The organism is Chelativorans sp. ZYF759, from assembly GCF_012911015.1.
GTDB lineage: Bacteria > Pseudomonadota > Alphaproteobacteria > Rhizobiales > Rhizobiaceae > ZYF759.
The window spans coordinates 743,732-761,222 of record NZ_WVVV01000001.1 but is presented as its reverse complement, the minus strand read 5'-3'; the positions used below and the strand labels follow the sequence as shown (position 1 = coordinate 761,222).

General features: G+C 64.5%; 21 protein-coding genes and 1 tRNA gene. 7 read left to right on the top strand and 15 right to left on the bottom strand.

The genetic code is table 11. From position 1 onward, the window contains the following. Positions 1 to 24: 24 nt before the first annotated feature. From GRZ55_RS03525 to GRZ55_RS03510, 4 genes are read right to left on the bottom strand one after another with little or no spacing between them, the layout of a single operon-like run. Positions 25 to 1,377 (bottom strand): MFS transporter, encoded by a 1,353-nt coding sequence (locus GRZ55_RS03525; RefSeq protein ID WP_169285469.1) that lies wholly within the window; start codon positions 1,375 to 1,377, stop codon positions 25 to 27. 12 nt (positions 1,378 to 1,389) lie between these two features. Beyond that, the gene (locus GRZ55_RS03520) at positions 1,390 to 1,854 is read right to left on the bottom strand and encodes a DUF411 domain-containing protein (protein WP_169285468.1); all 465 of its coding nucleotides are present in this window, start codon (positions 1,852 to 1,854) and stop codon (positions 1,390 to 1,392) included. Positions 1,855 to 1,890: 36 nt separating this feature from the next. After that, positions 1,891 to 2,337 carry a Cu(I)-responsive transcriptional regulator gene (gene cueR, locus GRZ55_RS03515; RefSeq protein WP_169285467.1) on the bottom strand — a complete coding sequence of 149 codons (447 nt, stop codon included), beginning with the start codon at positions 2,335 to 2,337 and terminating at the stop codon, positions 1,891 to 1,893. Next, positions 2,334 to 4,901: a heavy metal translocating P-type ATPase gene (locus tag GRZ55_RS03510; RefSeq protein ID WP_169285466.1), complete on the bottom strand. Its 2,568-nt coding sequence runs from the start codon at positions 4,899 to 4,901 to the stop codon at positions 2,334 to 2,336. The genes cueR and GRZ55_RS03510 overlap by 4 nt, the downstream gene beginning before the upstream one ends. Positions 4,902 to 5,034: 133 nt before the next feature. On the opposite strand from GRZ55_RS03510, the gene GRZ55_RS03505 reads away from it, so the two are divergent. From GRZ55_RS03505 to GRZ55_RS03495, 3 genes are all read left to right on the top strand, one after another. After that, positions 5,035 to 5,259 carry a heavy-metal-associated domain-containing protein gene (locus GRZ55_RS03505; protein ID WP_210257188.1) on the top strand — a complete coding sequence of 75 codons (225 nt, stop codon included), beginning with the start codon at positions 5,035 to 5,037 and terminating at the stop codon, positions 5,257 to 5,259. A 13-nt stretch (positions 5,260 to 5,272) separates the two neighbouring features. Further along, positions 5,273 to 5,677: a DUF305 domain-containing protein gene (locus tag GRZ55_RS03500; protein WP_169285465.1), complete on the top strand. Its 405-nt coding sequence runs from the start codon at positions 5,273 to 5,275 to the stop codon at positions 5,675 to 5,677. A 110-nt stretch (positions 5,678 to 5,787) separates the two neighbouring features. Next, complete coding sequence (locus GRZ55_RS03495; RefSeq protein ID WP_169285464.1) at positions 5,788 to 6,291, top strand: DUF305 domain-containing protein; 504 nt, start codon at positions 5,788 to 5,790, stop codon at positions 6,289 to 6,291. A 23-nt stretch (positions 6,292 to 6,314) separates the two neighbouring features. Here GRZ55_RS03495 and GRZ55_RS03490 read toward each other — a convergent pair whose 3' ends face one another. Further along, positions 6,315 to 6,908 (bottom strand): TetR/AcrR family transcriptional regulator, encoded by a 594-nt coding sequence (locus tag GRZ55_RS03490; RefSeq protein WP_169285463.1) that lies wholly within the window; start codon positions 6,906 to 6,908, stop codon positions 6,315 to 6,317. 319 nt (positions 6,909 to 7,227) lie between these two features. Between GRZ55_RS03490 and GRZ55_RS03485 the strand changes: the two genes are divergently transcribed. Next, entirely contained in the window at positions 7,228 to 7,722 is a 495-nt protein-coding gene (locus GRZ55_RS03485) for a hypothetical protein (protein ID WP_169285588.1), read from the top strand. A gap of 47 nt (positions 7,723 to 7,769) precedes the next feature. Here the strand turns inward: GRZ55_RS03485 and GRZ55_RS03480 are convergent. Next, positions 7,770 to 7,856 (bottom strand) — tRNA-Leu (locus GRZ55_RS03480). Between the two features lie 339 nt (positions 7,857 to 8,195). Here GRZ55_RS03480 and GRZ55_RS03475 point away from each other — a divergent pair. Next, positions 8,196 to 8,777, top strand: coding sequence for a YqaA family protein (locus tag GRZ55_RS03475; protein ID WP_169285462.1), 582 nt, complete (start codon positions 8,196 to 8,198; stop codon positions 8,775 to 8,777). Continuing rightward, positions 8,778 to 9,299, top strand: a complete 522-nt coding sequence (locus GRZ55_RS03470; protein ID WP_169285461.1) for a disulfide bond formation protein B — start codon at positions 8,778 to 8,780, stop codon at positions 9,297 to 9,299. It abuts the gene before it with no gap. A 5-nt stretch (positions 9,300 to 9,304) separates the two neighbouring features. On the opposite strand, the gene GRZ55_RS03465 is transcribed toward GRZ55_RS03470, so the two are convergent. The 4 genes from GRZ55_RS03465 to GRZ55_RS03450 all read right to left on the bottom strand — a co-directional run bounded on the left by GRZ55_RS03465 (position 9,305) and on the right by GRZ55_RS03450 (position 12,363). Beyond that, positions 9,305 to 9,604 carry a GNAT family N-acetyltransferase gene (locus GRZ55_RS03465; RefSeq protein ID WP_169285460.1) on the bottom strand — a complete coding sequence of 100 codons (300 nt, stop codon included), beginning with the start codon at positions 9,602 to 9,604 and terminating at the stop codon, positions 9,305 to 9,307. 11 nt (positions 9,605 to 9,615) lie between these two features. After that, positions 9,616 to 10,227 carry an alpha/beta hydrolase gene (locus tag GRZ55_RS03460; protein WP_169285459.1) on the bottom strand — a complete coding sequence of 204 codons (612 nt, stop codon included), beginning with the start codon at positions 10,225 to 10,227 and terminating at the stop codon, positions 9,616 to 9,618. Positions 10,228 to 10,236: 9 nt separating this feature from the next. Further along, positions 10,237 to 11,172: a VOC family protein gene (locus GRZ55_RS03455; RefSeq protein WP_169285458.1), complete on the bottom strand. Its 936-nt coding sequence runs from the start codon at positions 11,170 to 11,172 to the stop codon at positions 10,237 to 10,239. A gap of 180 nt (positions 11,173 to 11,352) precedes the next feature. Continuing rightward, positions 11,353 to 12,363: a PRC-barrel domain-containing protein gene (locus tag GRZ55_RS03450; RefSeq protein WP_169285457.1), complete on the bottom strand. Its 1,011-nt coding sequence runs from the start codon at positions 12,361 to 12,363 to the stop codon at positions 11,353 to 11,355. Positions 12,364 to 12,630: 267 nt separating this feature from the next. Between GRZ55_RS03450 and GRZ55_RS03445 the strand changes: the two genes are divergently transcribed. After that, positions 12,631 to 13,551 (top strand): diacylglycerol kinase family protein, encoded by a 921-nt coding sequence (locus tag GRZ55_RS03445; protein ID WP_169285456.1) that lies wholly within the window; start codon positions 12,631 to 12,633, stop codon positions 13,549 to 13,551. Here GRZ55_RS03445 and GRZ55_RS03440 read toward each other — a convergent pair. The 5 genes from GRZ55_RS03440 to GRZ55_RS03420 form a co-directional block, all read right to left on the bottom strand. Continuing rightward, a complete protein-coding gene (locus tag GRZ55_RS03440; protein WP_169285455.1) occupies positions 13,536 to 14,024 on the bottom strand; it encodes a YtoQ family protein in 489 nt (162 codons plus the stop codon). The genes GRZ55_RS03445 and GRZ55_RS03440 overlap by 16 nt on opposite strands. Before the next feature lie 66 nt (positions 14,025 to 14,090). Then, on the bottom strand, positions 14,091 to 14,810 hold the full coding sequence (locus GRZ55_RS03435) for an ABC transporter ATP-binding protein (RefSeq protein ID WP_169285454.1): 720 nt from the start codon (positions 14,808 to 14,810) through the stop codon (positions 14,091 to 14,093). Beyond that, positions 14,803 to 15,531 carry an ABC transporter ATP-binding protein gene (locus GRZ55_RS03430; RefSeq protein WP_169285587.1) on the bottom strand — a complete coding sequence of 243 codons (729 nt, stop codon included), beginning with the start codon at positions 15,529 to 15,531 and terminating at the stop codon, positions 14,803 to 14,805. The genes GRZ55_RS03435 and GRZ55_RS03430 overlap by 8 nt, the downstream gene beginning before the upstream one ends. Next, a complete protein-coding gene (locus GRZ55_RS03425) occupies positions 15,528 to 16,514 on the bottom strand; it encodes a branched-chain amino acid ABC transporter permease (protein ID WP_169285453.1) in 987 nt (328 codons plus the stop codon). Before GRZ55_RS03425 ends, GRZ55_RS03430 begins: the two co-directional genes overlap by 4 nt. Beyond that, positions 16,511 to 17,389 carry a branched-chain amino acid ABC transporter permease gene (locus tag GRZ55_RS03420; RefSeq protein WP_169285452.1) on the bottom strand — a complete coding sequence of 293 codons (879 nt, stop codon included), beginning with the start codon at positions 17,387 to 17,389 and terminating at the stop codon, positions 16,511 to 16,513. Before GRZ55_RS03420 ends, GRZ55_RS03425 begins: the two co-directional genes overlap by 4 nt. Between the last annotated feature and the right edge of the window lie 102 nt (positions 17,390 to 17,491).

Genomic DNA, 17,491 nt, shown 5'->3' with positions numbered 1-17,491 from the left:
CTGTCGTTTGTTCGTTCTTGCCGGTCAAGGTCGCGGCCAGACCGGATGGTGATCGTCGATGACGAAGGGGTGCGCGTGGCGGATGGCCGCGTGGCGGTGCGATACCCCGTTACGCGCAGCGATCGGTGGAGCATGATCGGCACCAGCCTCCAGAGGGTGGCTATGCTCGATCTCCTCATGGGTGTGCTCGATGATGCCCGGATCGTGGCTCGGCCACAGGATCATCGCTGCAACCGCGCCCGCCGCGGCTCCTGCACCCATGACGAGGAAAGCCGCCGTCATCCCGACATTCCCTCCGAGCCACCCGGCCAGCGGGTAGGTGACCAGCCAGCCGGCATGCGAGAGAGCGAACTGGGCCGCGAACAGGGAGGGCCTGTCCTCCGGATGGGCGGAGCGGCGAAGCAGGATGCCGGCCGGCGTCATGATCGCCGAGGCGCCGGCGCCGAGCAGTGCCCACACGGAAATGATCGTCCACCACGTCGGATGGATCGCGGCGACCAAGAGCAGCACCGGGAGGATGGCCGCCCCGCCGATCATCACGCCGCGAGGGGAGCCGCCCTGGAGCAACATCGGCAAGGCGAGCGCGACGGCCATCGAGCCCGCTCCGTAGGCCGCGAAAAACCATGCGACGTCGCCTTCGCTTCCGCCAAAGCCCGCGCGCACGATCACCACCGTGTTGACGATCACCATCGCGCCCGAAGCCGCGGCAGCGAAACTCAGCGCCAGAAGACCGCGCAGGCGCGGCGTGGCGAAGTAGATCCAGCTTCCACGCGTCAGCCGCTCCATGAAGGGACGCTGGACCGATTTCGCCATAGGCAGGCCAACAGAGAGCACCAGCAGCCCGGATGCGAGGAAGCCGATGGCGTTGCCGACGAACAGCCAATGAAAACCAATGACCGTCAGCGCCAGCGCGGCCAGGAGCGGGCTCAGCAAGGACTCAAGATCATAGGCAAGCCGCGAGAGCGACAGCGCCGTCGTATACTCCTCCTCGACCGGCAGGATGTCGGGGATCGTCGCCTGGAAGGTTGGCGTGAAGGCTGCCGAGCAGGACTGGAAAAGAAAGACCAGCACATAGATCTGCCAGACCTCGGTGACGAACGGCAGAAGCAGCACCATGCCGGCCCGCACGACGTCGAGGCCCACCAGCAGGCCACGCCGCGGCAAGAGACCCGCGAGCGCACCGGCAAAGGGCGAGACCCCCACATAGGCGATCATCTTGATGGCGAGCGCGATGCCGAGAACCTGTCCCGCGTCGGCGCCGGCAAGCTCATAGGCAAGAAGACCGAGCGCCACCGTCGTCAGCCCCGTTCCGATCAACGAGAGAACCTGGGCGGCGAACAGATGCCGATAGGTGCGATTGGAGAGGACGGACAACATGAGGCAGCAAGCTCAGTGGCGGGCGAAGACGTCCCGGCCCGACGCGCTGAAAAGGATCACCTCGTAGGGTTCCGTCTGTCCGCCGACCTCCATGCCGGGAGAGCCGAGCGGCATGCCGGGCACTGCAAGGCCGGTCGCGGACGGTCGCTCGCGCAGGAGGCGAAGCACATCCTCGGCTGGAACATGGCCCTCGATAGCATAGCCCTCGACGATCCCGGTGTGGCACGATTGCAGATCGGCGGGCACACCGAGCTGCGCCTTGAGAGGCGCGAGATCGTCGATCAGCCTGTCGTTCACCGTAAAGCCGGCCGCGCGCATATGGTCGATCCAGTCCCCGCAGCAGCCGCAGCTCGGGGAGCGCGCGACGTCAATCGTGGGTTGGGAAGCGACCGCAAACCGGGGAATGCCGACCGCCACAGATGCGCCGAGGCCGATCGCGGCAAGACCAAGCACTTTTCGACGGGACAGCTCTGTCATTTTTCGATCTCCATTCAAATGGTGTGTGCCTGCCGGTCATTGCAGGCGCGTGTCTATCGCTCCGCGAGGCCGCTTCGGCTCTTCATCGGTGTCCGTGGGGTTTTCGAGGTCGGCAAGAATGGGGCAGTCCGGCCGATTGTCGCCTGCGCAGCAGGACGCCAGGTGCTCCAGCGTCGCAGCCATTTGCTCCATCTCGTCGATCTTGCGGCGCAGGTCCTCGATGCGGGCCAGCGCTATGCGCTTGACGTCTGCGCTTTGCCGGCCGCGGTCTCGCCAAAGCCCGAGCAGGTCGTTGATCTCCGCGACCGAAAAGCCAAGATCGCGCGATCTCCGAATGAAGCGCAGCATATGCACGTCCGTTTCGGAATAGTCCCGGTAGCCCGACGCCGTGCGATCGGCTGGCGGGATCAGGCCCGTCTGCTCGTAGTAGCGGATCATCTTTGCACTGACGCCCGAGGCGCGTGCCGCTTCGCCAATATTCATGCCGCGCTCCTTTCCGTTCTCGAAAGCTCGTCGCCAGTCACGGCCGAACCCGGAGACCGCGCGACCGCGCTGGCTCCGCCGGCCACGGCTTCCATTGGCGGCTGCCATCCACGAAGGCGCAATGCGTTGCCGAGCACGAAGACCGAGGACAGCGCCATCGCGCCGGCCGCAAGCACCGGCGAGAGGAGGATGCCGAAGGCCGGGTAGAGGACACCGGCCGCGACCGGGATCAGCGCCGTGTTGTAGGCGAAGGCCCAGAACAGGTTCTGCCTGATGTTGCGGATCGTTCCCTTCGACAGAGCGATGGCATTGGGCACACCCTTGAGGCTGCCGGACATCAGCACCACGTCGGCCGCCTCAATGGCGATGTCGGTGCCCGTGCCGATGGCGATGCCGACATCGGCTTCGGCCAGCGCCGGGGCGTCGTTGATGCCGTCGCCGACGAAGGCAAGCTTGCCGTGCTCGGCTTTCAAAGCCTTCACGGTCTCGACCTTGCCCTCGGGCAGCACCTCGGCGATCACATGATCGATGCCAAGCCGTTTGGCGATGGCGTCGGCGGTGCGCCTGTTGTCGCCGGTGATCATCGCGACCTTGAGCCCAAGATCGTGCAGCGCGGCGATGGCCTGCGGCGTGGTCTCCTTGACGGGATCGGCGACCGCGACGATGGCGGCGAGCCTGCCGCCGATCGCGGCATAGAGCGGCGTCTTGCCCTCGTCGCCAAGGCGGGCGGCTGTTTCGGCGAAGGTCGCCACGTCGAGCCCCAGCTTCATCATGTAGCGGTCCGCGCCCACTTCGATGCGCTCGCCACCGGCCTCGGCCTTCACGCCGAAGCCAGTGACGGACTCGAAGCCGGCGATCGCGGGAAGCGCGATCCCTTCGGCCTCGGCCGCCTCGACGATGGCTCGGGCGATCGGATGCTCCGACTTCGCCTCCACGGCAGCGACCTTCGCCAACACGTCGCTCCGCTCGAAGCCTTCGGCGACCTCCAGATCGGTCAGCGCCGGCCGGCCCTCGGTCAGCGTGCCGGTCTTGTCGAGCGCCACGACTCTGGCGTCCTTCAGAAGCTGGAGCGCCTCGCCCTTGCGGAACAGAACGCCCATCTCCGCGCCACGGCCGGTCCCGACCATGATCGAGGTCGGCGTGGCGAGACCCATGGCGCAAGGGCAGGCGATGATGAGCACGGCGACGGCATTGACCAGTGCGAAGGTCAGCGCCGGCGTCGGGCCAAAAGCAAGCCAGACAAGGAAGGTCAGGAATGCGACGCCGATCACGGCCGGCACGAAATACATGGTCACCTTGTCGACGAGCGCCTGGATCGGCAGCTTGGAGCCTTGAGCCTGCTCGACCATGCGGATGATCTGCGAAAGCACCGTCGCACCGCCTACCGCCGTCGCGGTGAAGGCGAACGCGCCCTTCTGGTTGACCGTGCCTCCTACGACCTGGCTTCCCGTCTCCTTGGCGACGGGGATCGGCTCGCCGGTGATCATGGATTCGTCGACGTAGCTTTCGCCCTCCATGACCTCTCCGTCGACGGGCACGCGCTCGCCCGGCCTCACCTCGACCACGTCGCCGGGCGCGACCTCGGCGATAGCGATCTCGACCGCCTTGCCGTCGCGACGCACGCGCGCGGTCTTGGCCTGCAAGCCGACGAGGCGCTTGATCGCCTCGGAGGTGCGGCCCTTTGCCCGCGCTTCGAGGAAGCGGCCGAGCAGGATCAGGGTGACGATGACGGCTGCGGCTTCGTAGTAGACGTTGATCGTGCCTTCCGGCAGCAGCGAAGGCGCGAAGGTCGCGACCATCGAGTAGGCATAGGCGGCCATCGTTCCGACCGCGACCAGCGAGTGCATGTCGGGTGTCAGCCGGACGAGGGCGGGAAAGCCCTTCTCGTAGAACCGGACGCCCGGCACGAACAGCACGATGGTCGTGAGCGCGAACTGGAGATACCAATTCCACTGCATGCCGATGGTCACCATGATGAGATCGTGCGCGCCGGGAATGAGGTGCGATCCCATCTCCAGCGCGAATACCGGCAGGGTCAGCGTAGCCGCCAGGATCACGTCTCGCTTGAGTTCCGCCTGCTCGCGGTCCTTGCGCGCGTCCGCCTCGCCGTCGTGCGCCGCGGCGCGATCCAGAGCCCGCGCCACGTATCCGCTCCGCTCCACCGCACCGATCAACTCGGCGGCGCCAGCCATGCCGCGCACCTGGGCGCGCTCGGTGGCAAGGTTGACGGTGGCGTCGGCGACACCCGGAACGGCCTTCAGCGCCCGCTCCACATTGCCAACGCATGACGCGCAAGTCATGCCTTCGATGGCAAGCTCGATCGTGGCAGACGGCACGGAATAGCCTGCATCCTCGACGGCCGCGACGAGGGCGCTGCGGTCGGTCGGCACGGTGAACGCAATCTCGGCCCTCTCCGTCGCGAGATTGACGCTCGCCTCCGCCACCCCTGGCACGGCCCTCAACGCCTTCTCGACGCGCCCGACGCACGACGCGCAGCTCATCCCTTCAATCGGGAGGGTGATGGCCTCGTTCGGGGCAAAGTGGTCCTTGAGCGGCGCGTTCATGACAGTTCCTTGCAGGCGAGTTTCGGTATTCGCCCATCAAGGTGGGGCTTCCAACGATGGGAAGGTCAATACGCATTTTTCTTTTTGTTTGTCCCTTGACCTTCCAACGGTGGGAAGCCCCATCTGGAGAGGCATGAGAGACGAACAGGAGGTTCTCATGCAGTTCCACATCAAGAATATGTCGTGCGGCGGCTGCGTCCGCAGCGTCACCAAAGCCGTGCAGTCCGTCGATCCGGCTGCGACCGTGACGCCGGACCTGACCAACCGGAAGGTGGAGGTCACGTCCGATCGGCCACGCGAAGTTCTCGAAGCCGCTCTTGCACAGGCGGGCTACCCGGCCGCCCAGCTTGGCGGCTAGACGGGATGCGCCAATGAACAGGCTCACGCCCATCCTGATCGCAGGAGCGATTGCGGCCGCGGCCGGGCTCGCGGTCGCTGAATCGCAGCTCGGAGGCGCCGATCACGGCGCGCATATGGATCACGGCGGGCACCCACCTGAAGCCGCCGGCGCGGAATCCGACAACCCTGCGGTTCGTGCCTACAGAGAGGCCAACGACCGCATGCACGCCGATATGGCCATTGACTATACCGGCGATGCGGACGTGGACTTCATGCGCGGCATGATCCCGCACCATCAGGGCGCAATCGACATGGCGCGGGTGGTGCTGGACCACGGAACAGACCCCGAGGTCCGCGCGCTGGCCGAAGAAGTCATCTCCGCGCAGGAAGCGGAGATCGAGATGATGCGACGGTGGCTCGCGGAACGTGGCAACTGAGGCGAAGCGGGCGGGTGGCGATTCCGCCCGCTTTGCACGCAAGGCCATGGACGGTTCGGCGCCCGTCAGGATCGGGCTGGCCGCAGATAACAAATCTCGGGAGATTTGAGATGACGCATCGTTCCGGTGAGGCTGGGCACGCGCACCAAGGGAAGCACGGCGGACGTCCCTACCTCATGTTCTGGATCAACATGGCGCTCGGCCTCGTCGTCATGTATGTCGTCATGTTCTCGATGATCGACGGTGTCCGCGACTTTCGGAACAATCTGAACATGCTCTACATGGCCGTGACCATGTGGGCGCCCATGGGTATATTCATGCTGGCGACCATGCCGGGCATGTTCCCCCGACGAACTCTCAACATCGCGCTCTACGTGGCATTCATCGCGCTGACGCTCGGTTCTTTCACGGCCACGCGAGCGCAGGCCCTGATCGATGACCGCCAGTTCATCGAGTCGATGATTCCCCATCATTCCGGCGCGATCCTGATGTGCCGCGAGGCGGCGTTGACCGATGCGGAGCTTGTCTCCCTCTGCGAGAACATCAGCGGCGGGCAACGTTCCGAAATTGAGCAGATGGAGCGGATCAGAGCGAGACTCGACGGAAATTCTTAGTCGCGCAAATGATGGTGCGTGGATCAGTCGGCTTCGCGGAGATGGCGACGAAGGCCGTTCATCGCCACCTGCCGGAACATCTCATCCAGGACTTGAGGCGATGGCTCGGCTCCGCGATCCAGCCACCAGGTCAGCACCGAGACGTAAGCCCCGACAAGGTATTCGACCACCAAGTCAGGCGGAACGGCCCGATCGGTTCGGCCGGTCGACTCCGCCATGATCTCCTTTCGGATGAACCCGGCGAGCATCTCGCGAATCTCCATGATAGCGATCGTGCCGCCTTGGCCTCCTACAAGGGCTCGATACAGATCGATATGGTCCCGAGCATGCTCGAACAGCGCCAGGCCGAAACCGAGCCTGTCGATCTCACCTTCCCCAGCCAGGACGCGCTGCTGACGAACTGCCAGTTCTTGGCGTAGATGGTCGAGGCCGCTGCGCTTCAGCGCATCCTTGCTCGCATAGTGGAGGTAGAAGGTCGACCGTCCGACATTTGCCCGCGCGCAGATCTCATCGACAGTGATCGCGTCGTAGCCCTTCTCCAGAATCAGGGCGATCAGGGCGTGCTGCAATCCTGCCCTGGTTTTTCCGATCCGGCGATCGACCGCACCCTTTGACATTCTCGCCACCTTCTCCCGGCGGAACTGGACGTTTCGACGATTTCGTCCGTCCGTTCGGCGAGATTATAGACGTTGTGTCTGATAAGAGACAGGTCGGTCATGTCCGAAGACTGTTGGAGGAGAACATGGCGATCACGAGCAATCCCAAGGACCGCACTCCTCGGTAGGTGAAGGTGCAGGGCGTCTTTGTCGCGCTGTTGATGCTTGCGGTGTTCGCAATGTCCTCGGGCCTTTTGGGAAGGCACGGGCACGGCGACCACGCATCAACAAATTTCGCGCCGTCGAGCCACGATCAGCACATGGATCGCCATCGGTGAGCATGACCGCGAGCACTCGCAAGCTCCTGCTGACGGTTCACGTCGCACTGTCGATCGGTTGGGTCGGCGCGCTTTCTGGCTTCGTGGTTCTCTCCATCGCCGGCCTTGTCAGCGACGATGTGCTGGTAGCCCGTTCAGTCTACGTGAGCATGGACCTGATCAATCGGACCGTGATCGTGCCCTTCGCGATCCTGGCTCTGCTGACGGGTATCGTTCAGTCGCTAGGAACGCCGTGGGGCCTGGTTCGTCACTACTGGGTCCTGTTCAAGCTATTGATCATAGCTACCGCGACCTTCATGCTCCTTATGAAGACGGGGCAGATCAGCACCATGGCGACCGTCGCGAGCCAGCCTTCATTCACCGTCGCCGATCCTAGCGAACTGCGCGTATCGATCCTGGTTCACGCCATAGCTGGTCTTGCCGTGCTGCTATGGGCGACGGCGCTCGGTATGTATAAGCCCAAAGGGCTTACATCGTTCGGCGCCCGTTCAAGATGACGGGAGAGGAAGGGTGGAGAACCACAGCCTCGGCCAGGGAAGGAAGATGGTGCGGGCGGTCGGACTCGAACCGACATATCCGTGAGGACGGCGGATTTTGAATCCGCTGCGTCTACCAATTCCGCCACGCCCGCACATGGCCGCCGACTCTAGCCTACGCTCTCTGCACCTATACTGCACCTAGCGCCCGAGCGGCAGTCTGATCCTTTCAATCTCCCCCGCATTAGGGCCTTGAAACTACGACGCTTTCAATTCGTCGTGATTTCCTGTGAATTGGTAGACAAACCTCTTTTTGAGTCGAGCGCGTCTACCAATTCCGCCACAGGGGCAAGGGGACCCGGGCAGGTCCCGATGGAGGCGGACTATACGGTCGTCCCCGGTTCCGTCAAGCGCGGCTACATACGCACTTTGCATCGTTGCGCGGGCCGGCCTTTCGCTCTAGAGCTTGCCCCGCCGCAGAGAGGGGGCTTCGCATGCTTCGCAGGCTATATGACTGGACGATGTCGCTCGCGCGTACGCGCCATGCCGAACGCGCGCTGGCCGGTGTATCCTTCGTGGAAAGCTCTTTCTTCCCGATCCCCCCCGACGTGCTCCTGATTCCCATGGTCCTGTCGGATCGGGCGAAATGGCTTCGCTACGCGCTCATCTGCACCATCGCCTCAGTGGCCGGCGCGATGGTGGGTTACCTCATCGGCGCGATGCTCTACGACACGATCGGGCAACGCATCCTCGCCTTCTACCATGCCGAGGACGCGTTTGCCCGGCTGCAGGAATGGTACGAGGTCTGGGGCGGATGGGGCGTGCTTTTTGCCGCGGTAACCCCCTTCCCCTACAAGGTGCTGACCATCTTTTCCGGTTTCGCCGGGCTCGACCTCTTCACCTTCGTTCTGGTTTCCGTCGTCGGGCGCGGCCTGCGCTTCTTCCTCGTCTCCTGGCTCCTGTTCCTCATCGGCGAGCCGGTGCGCCATTTCGTCGAAAAGCACCTCAATCTTCTTTTCGTCCTATTCATGGTGCTCCTCATTGGCGGCTTCGTCGCCTTCGCCTATCTGCTGTGAATGATGAACACGCTCTCTGAAAGAACCGGTCGGCCGCTGTTGCCGCAAGCCGCGCTCGTCGCCATCGGCATGGCCGTGACCGTGGGCGCAGCGCTCGCCTTCGAGCATGTCGGCGGCTTCATCCCCTGCGCGCTCTGCCTGGAACAGCGCACCCCCTATTATCTCGGCATCCCCGTCATGCTGGCGGCCGCGCTGAGCGCAGGTCTGAAGGGTCCGGCCCTTCTGACGCGCGGCCTGATGCTCGTCGGCGGCGCGCTGATGCTGTGGGGGCTTTATCTAGGGGGCCACCATGCCGGCGTGGAATGGGGCTGGTGGGCAGGCCCCGCCGATTGCGGCGTGGTCGCGCCGACTGAAACGGGCGGGCGCAGCGCGCTCGACGCGCTGGACGCCTTCGTGCCGCCGGCCTGTGACCAGGCCGCCGGTAGGTTCCTCGGGCTTTCCTTCGCCGGCTGGAACGTCGTCGCCAGCGCCATCCTGGCCGGGCTCGCTTTCCGCTTCGCCCTCGCCAGACCGAAGGGCTGAGGGCGCTATTTCTTCAGCACGTCCGCCCATTCCGGATGACGCCGGAACTGGGACGCGGCGAAGGGGCAGAGCGGGATGACCGTCTTGCCCGCCGCGCGCGCGTCCTCGACCGCCCGCTCGACGAGCTTCAAGCCCGCCCCCTGCCCGCGAAAGACATCCGGCACGCCCGTGTGATCGATGATGATCTGCTTCTCGCCGACCCGCGTGAAGGTAAGTTCGGCTTCCGCGCCGTCGGGCCCGGCGAGCACATAGCGCGCCTTTCCGCCATTATCCTCGAGAACGATGCCGTCTTCCGCGTTCTCCATGGTCCTGCTCCTCATGCCCAGCCGGAAAGGAACCGGCCTGCTGCCTCGAACTCTTCCGGACGTACCTCGTGCCCGCCCTCGTGCCATGCCGTCTCGACGGCCGCCCCGTGCCGTTTGAGTGCCTCGGCGAGGCTCTCGGTCATCGGTGCCGGACAGATCGGATCGCGTCGGCCCGCCGTGATGAGCAGGCTGCGTCCCTCCAGCGAACCCGCAACCTGCGGCTCGAACGGGATCAACGGGTGCATGAGCACCGCTCCGGCAAACAGTGCGGGCTGATCGAATGCGACGCTAGCGAGGATGTTGGCGCCGTTGGAATAGCCCATGCCGAGCACCGTCGATGGCGACCGCGCCGCGACATGCGCCTGGATGAAGGCTGCCATCTTCTTCGTGCGTTCGGCAAGGTCCTCCATATCGTAGACGCCTTCGCCCGTGCGCTTAAAGAAGCGGGCGGCACCATGTTCCGACACGTCGCCCCGCGGCGACACGATGGTCGCCGCAGGCATGAGCTGGCGTGCGATGCCCACGAGCTGATTCTCGTCCGCACCGGTTCCGTGGAAGACGAAAAGCAGCGGACCGCCGACCTCTCCCTCTTCGATCCGGTGGATGTAGCTGTCTTGTGCCATGATCACTCCTCAGGCTTCGATCGGCTGCAGGGTCTGCTCGAGATGCGCGCGAAGATGCTCGTGCTGGCTCGGCAGCTTGAGCGCTTCGCCCAGATGCGCGCGATCCTCGTCCCGGTCGAAGCCAGGTTCGTTGGTGGCGATCTCGAACAGCACGCCGCCCGGGGTGCGGAAATAGATCGCGTAGAAATAGTCGCGGTCGATCACCGGCGTGATGGGGACGCCGGCCGAAGTCAGCTCCTCGCGCACGGCAAGCTGGGCAGCGCGGTCGTCGACGGCGAAGGCCACGTGATGCACCGAGCCGGCCCCCTGGCGGGCCGGGTTCATCAGCGGCAGAACCTCGATGTCCACGAAGTCCGCGCCATTGCCCTCGCCCTTGATCCGGTAGCGGTGGACGTTGCCTTCCTTGGCGATTTCCTCATAGCCCATGAGACCGAGCAGATAGTTCATGCCGGCCGTGTCCTGCAGCCGCATGGCCACCGAGTGAAAACCGCGAATCGCCACGTCCGCACCGACACCGTTTCCGGTCCAGGGCGTGCGCTTGTCGCCGGCCGTCTCCACGAGGACGAAACCGTCGCCATCCGGCCCCTTGAACGAAAGACGCGGCTCGCCAAAGAGCGTATCGCGTTTGACATCGCCGACGGCGTGCTGGCCGAGGCGTTCCTCCCAATATCCCAGCGAGCCCTCCGGCACCGAGAATGCGGTCGTGCCGACTTCGCCAGTACCCGGTGTCCCGCGGGCCATGCCGGGAAACGGGAAATACGTCATCACCGTGCCGGGCGTGCCCGCCTCGTCTGCGTAATAGAGATGGTAGACGTCGGGCGCGTCGAAATTGACGGTCTTCTTGACCCGACGCAAGCCCAGCGCCTGCGTGAAGAAGATGTTGTTCAAGCGGGCATCGCGCGCCATCGAGGTGACGTGGTGCAAGCCGCGGATCTGGTCGATCATAGAAGTCTCCTTGTATCGGGCCAGCATGTCCGGCCCGTCGAACCTGGGTTCATATGTCGTCCGTCAGCAGCAAATGGAAAGGGTGCCCGGCGCGATAGATCGTGCTGAAAAAGTGAACGATCAACACAAGAAAAAGGCCCGGGCGATTGCCCGGGCCTTTATCAGGTAAGTTCGAAGACCTTAGCGCTGGATCAGCAGCTGGTCGTCACGCTGTTCGGCGAAAGTCGCCTCGTCATACTCGGGCTGTGCCTCGAGCTGCTCTTCAGTGAACTGCGTGTAGAGGTACATGTTGCCATCGGCGTCACGCATGAACTCGAGATTGTCCATGCCGAGCGCCACTTCCTTGGTACCCATGCCGAGGAAACCGCCGACATCGACCAGAATGGCTTCGACGTCGCCGTCCTGGCTGAGGATGACGTCACCCACGGAGCCGACATTCTCGTCGTTCGCACCATAGACGGTGGTGCCGATCAGGTCGTCGGTGCTGATGGCACCCATGTCCACACCGTCAAGCGTGGTCGGATCGACCGCACCGGTCTCCATCTGATCGGTATCGGTAGCCGCGACATCGTCGTTGGCATCCACATCGTCGGTGGGGGCGGCAGCGACACTGTCGTCGTCGGTCGCGGTCATGTCGTCGGCCGGAGCCGCGGCCATGTCGTCGTCCGTCTCGGCCATGTCGTCAGCCGGAGCTGCAGCCGTGTCGGTGGTCTGCGTCGCGTCGCCAGCCGGAGCGGCAGCCGTGTCGCGAGCCGGGACGCCGAGCGCCGGATCATAGGCGGAGGTGTCGAACTCGGGCTGGGCTTCCAGAGACTCACGGGTGGTGTTCACCACCAGCCAGGCCTGACCGTCGCGCTCGGACCATTCGAGTTCCTCGAAGGGGATTGCGACATCGCGCTGGCCGAGGCCAAGAAAGCCGCCGACACCGATGATGACATATTCGGCTTCGCCGTCGACACCGAGAACGATGTCGTTCACGTTGCCGATGTTCTCGGCATCGTCTGCGACGCTGTTGTAGACGCTTTCACCGATGATGTTGGACGCGAGATGGCCGGGCGCACGCTCGACCTGCATCTCCTGCTGTTCCATTTCAACCGCCGGCTCCTGAACCGGTTCGGTGGTGGTCTGGGCATAGGCGCCCGTTGCGATCAAAGTTGCGATGGCGGTACTCGCCAAAAGATTACGGACCATGTTACCTTCTCCTTGTGCATGTTCCTTTGCACGGTCGCGTTCCTGCTCGAGCTTGGCGGTAAGAACAGGGACGCGGCCTCTCACACGACCATCAACGCAATTTGATCTTGCTGGTTCCCAACCGCGTGAAATGAATCGCGTTTTCGCCGCCCCGTGCCCCGATCATGTGGAACCGCTGTGTCTGCCGGAGATTGGTGGACATGAAAGCCGGGACCAGCGCGAAGGGAGCTCTTTCGACGCCCCCCGAACATCAGGAGATGTGCGCGGATGCGATTTGTCGTGCTGATCAACCGCGAGGGCGGCAGCTTCAAGACCACGGATCTGGACGATTTCTCGAGCCGTCTCGAGGAGATCATGCAGGCGGCGGGACATGAACTGGAAATCTGCATCGTCGAAGGACGCGAGATTGACAAGAAGTTGAAGTCTCTTACCCAACGGGCGGATTGCGACGCTCTCGTGGTCGGCGGGGGTGACGGTACGGTCTCGGCGGCGGCTGGCGCCATGATGAATTCCGACAAGCTGCTCGGCATTCTTCCAGGCGGCACGATGAACCTTTTTGCGCGCAGCCTTGGCCTGCCGCTGGACATAGAGGAGGCGGCCGAAGTGTTCGCCAGGGGCTTTGCCCGCAAGGTCGACATCGCGACGGCAAACGGCCGCCCCTTCGTCCACCAGTTTTCACTCGGCATGCATCCCAAGCTGGTCAAGTTGCGCGACGAGGCGGCATTTCAGTCGCGTTTCGGCAAGCTGCGCGCATCAACTGTGGCTGCGATCCGTACCCTGTTCGACCCGCCCTCGCTCACGGCGAAGCTGACCCTACAGGCGGACGAACTCCACTTGAGAACGCCGAGCCTTGGCATCTCCAACAATTTGTTCGGAGAAGGACATCTGCCTTTCGCCGACCGCCCCGACGGCGGCACGCTTGGGGTCTACATCGCGCGGGTTCGGGAACGGCGGGACCTGTTTCGTTTCGCCGCCGACATGCTGCTGGGCCGCTGGCAGTCCGCTCCCGAAATCGACGTGCGGGAAACAAGGCAGGCGCGGCTGGAGATCGCACCTGTAAGTCGCGCGCTCGAATGCACCATCGATGGCGAGCTGATCGACCTCGAGACGGTGACCGAGTTCGAGATACATCCCGGCGCATTGACCGTGCTGGTCGCCCCGCCGAGCGAGGATCACTCGGCCGCCTGACGCCCTTCTCCCTGCCGCCCGGCGAGCTCGCCTGTCTGCACGTAGCGCAGGAGTTCGACCACCTGCTCCGGCGTCTCGGCCACGGCCAGTGCCGCGGCATCCACCTCCTTCAACGGGTGGATCAGCGAGCGGTCGTGCTGGATGATGAGGGCCTTGCCGAGTGCCGCCGCATAGCCGGCGTCGAATGCCGCGTTCCATTGCTTGTATTGCGCCCCGAACCGCACCACGACGATGTCGGCCTTCTCGATCAGCGTGCGGGTGCGAATGGCGTTGAGCTTGGCGCCCTTGTGGTCCTTCCAGAAATTGTCCGCCTCCGCGCCCAAGATCGCGACACCGCAATCGTCGCTGGCATCGTGGTCTGTCACCGGTGCGGAGAAAGCGATGTCGAGGCCGGCCGCTTTCGCGCCCGATACGATGCGCTCGCGCCAGTCGGAGTGGATTTCGCCGGACAGATAGACGGAAAGCTGGGACATGATTGCTCCTTCATTTCGACTCGGCTGACCGGACCCATGTAGGGTCCGACACGCAGTCATGAAGGTTCAGCTTACCCCGACATAGCGGTGAACGAAATCGGGATCGGCCCGCACCGTCTCGACCGGGACGGTTTCGCGGTTCTGGCCGTTCTCGATGAAACACACCCGGTCCGCCACGGCCAGGACCGCATCGACGCGCTGTTCGACGAGGACGGTCGACACGCCGCGGCCCCGCAAGGCGGCCACCACCTCGCGGATGCGGGCGATCATCGACGGCATCAGCCCTTCCGTCGGCTCGTCCAGCAGCAGCACTTTCGGCTCGATGCACAGCGCCCGCGCCATGGCGAGCATCTGCTGCTCGCCCCCCGACAGCGTGCCCGATATCTGGCCGAGCCGCTCGCGAAGGATCGGGAACAGCTCCAACACGTCTTCGCGCGTCTGGCGGCCCTTGGCCCGAGTCATCAGGCCTATCTCCAGGTTTTCCGCCACCGTCAGCTCCGCGAACAGGCGCCTGCCCTGCGGGACATAGGCCACGCCGGCCCTGGGGACCTCGTGCGCATTCAGCGCCGTCAGTTCCACATCGCCCAGCCGGATCGAGCCGGCGCGCGGCTTCACGAGCCCCATAATCGCCTTCAGCGCGGTCGTCTTGCCCGCCCCGTTGCGCCCAAGCAGGCAGAGCACCTCGCCCTCGCGCAACTCGAAAGACAGGCCGCGCAGCACCTGGACCTGGCCATAGAAGCCGTCGACATTCTCGACCGTGAGTGCATTCGTGCCGGCCTCAACCATCGCTGCCCGTTCCCAGATAGGCGTCCTGGACGGCCGTGTTGGCGCGAATGTCGGCCGGCGTGCCCTCCGCCAGGATGCGCCCGAAATTCATCACGGTGATCTTCTGCGCCAGTTCCATCACGACATGCATGTTGTGCTCGATCAGAAGCACGGTCGCCTCCGCCGCGATCTCGCGCACCAGCGCCACGAAATTGGCGATCTCCCCGTCCGACAGCCCCTGCGTCGGCTCATCGAGGATCAACAGCCGCGGTTTCAGCGCCAGCCCCATGGCGATCTCGAGCAGCCTCTGATGGCCGTAGGAGAGGTTGCGGGCAAGCTCCTCGCTTCTATCCGAAAGCCCGACCCGGGCCAGCGCGGCGCGCACATCCGCGTCGAGGCCCGCCGAACCCGACGCGCCATGCCGCCGCTGGGCCGCCAGCGCGACATTGTCATAGGCCGAAAGGTTGAGGAACACGCTGGTGATCTGGAAGGTGTAGGCGATGCCCAGCCGGGTGCGCCGGTGGGGCGGCAGGCGGCTGATGTCGGCGCCATCGAACTCCACCCGACCGGAAGAGGGCAGCACCCGCCCGCACACAAGGCTGACAAAGGTTGTCTTGCCCGCCCCGTTGGGGCCGATGATGGCGCGGATTTCTCCCTGCTGGAGCTCGAAATCCACCGCGTCGACGGCCTTCAGCCCGCCGAACTGGCGCGACAGGCCGCGCGTCACCAGAAGTGGGGTCACGGCAGCCATTTGACCCACCTTTCCCGCACCGAGCCCAGCAGCCCTTTCGGAAAGAACAGGATGAGAAGCACCAGCGCCACGCCCACCACGCCGAGATAGCTCAGGTTCCAGCCCTGGAAATAGGCGTTGAGAATGTCGTTGGAGTAGTCGACCAGATAGAACATCAGAAGCGTGCCGAGGATCGGGCCGAGCACCGTCGCCGCCCCGCCGACGAGCACCCACAAAAGCGGCAGGATGGAGAAATGCACCTCCGCGAATGAGGCGCCGGCATAGCCGAAGAGAAGCGCGTAGGCCGCGCCCGCCGCGGCGCAGATGACGCCCGAGGCGACCATCGCCGCCAGTTTGCTGACGAAGGTGTCGTAGCCCAGCATCCGGGTCCGCTCTTCGTTTTCACGGATGGCGATCAGCACGCGGCCGAAGGGCGCACGCACCAGCGCCAGCGTGATGAACAGCACGACCGAAAACAGGATCCACGCCGCCATGTAGCGGTTGGCGGGGTTCGTCAGGTCGATAACCGTGTCGCCGAATTGCAGCCTGCGCATCGCCTGTGACAGGACGATGCCGTCATCGCCGCGCGTATATTCGGCGAAATACAGGGTGAGCAGGTAGAAGATCTGGCCGAACATCAAGGTGACGATCAGGAAGGCCGGCCCGGTTGTCCTGAGCACCAGCACGCCCACCCCGACCGATAGCGCCAGACCGCTCGCCAGCCCCGCCAGAAAGGCCGGTGCCACCGCCCAGTCGAGATGGTAGACGGTCAGCCCCGCGCCATAGAGCCCCGCGCAAAAGAACATCGCATGTCCGAGGCTCAACAGGCCCGTGTAGCCGAACAGCAGATTGTAGCCCATGGCGAAGACGGCCAGCACCATGACGCGGGCCATCACGCCATGATGGTAGGTCGGCAGCACGAACTGCAGAAGGAACAGGACAGCCACCACCGCCACATGCAGCAGGACGATCCGCACCGATATGGCCCCCCTCATCGTGCTGTCTTCCCGAAGAGGCCCTGGGGCCGGAAGACCAGCACCAGCGCCACGAGCGAGGTCGCGACGATCTTGGCAAGCGTGGGCGAATAGAACACCGACAGGATTCCGTCGCTGAGGCCGATGAGCAGGGCCGCCACCAGCGTGCCGCGCAGCGATCCGAGCCCGCCGATGATGACCACGATGAAGGACAGAAGCAGCGGGTCATGGCCCATCAAATAGTGCGCCTGCTGGATCGGCACGATGAGAACCGCCGCCACCGCCGCCAGCATCGCACCCAGCGCGAACACCCAGGCATAGACTCTGTCGACCGGGATCCCGAAGGCCTGCGCCGTTTCGCGATCATATTGCGTGGCGCGCATGATGAGGCCCGCGCGGGTGCGCGTCAGTACCAGCCAGGTGCCGATCAGGAGAATGATCGAAAAGCCGATCACCGCCAGCTTGTAGCCCGAATAGCCGAACCAGGGCAGCGCCACCCGGTAGGTGAAGGGCGCTACCACGGGCCTCGCGTCCGGGCCATAGAAGGTCAGCGCCACCTGCTGGATGATGTAGAGAAGGCCGATCGTCGCCACGATGGTCGCCTCCGGCTCGTAGTGCAGCTTGCGCAACACCAGCCGCTCGGATGCCAGCGCGGCGGCCCCCACCAGCAGCGGCGCCACGATCAGCGCTGCCAGGAAGCCGATCGCCGGGTGGCCGCCGACAGCCGTGGTCACCGCCCAGGCAAGGATCGCACCAAGCATGAAGAACTCGCCATGCGCGACGTTCACGACCCGCATCACGCCGAAAACCAGCGAAAGCCCGATGGCCATCAAGGCCAGCGTGGCGGCGGTCACCAGTCCTTCAAGGGTGGCCAGGAGCAGGAAGGGAAAAGACATTCAGCACCGGGCCGAGTGTTGATTGATGAAGGACATCGACGGGGAAACGCGCCAGACCGGCAGCCGCCCATATGGCGGCCGCGAGGCCCGCAGATGCGTTCG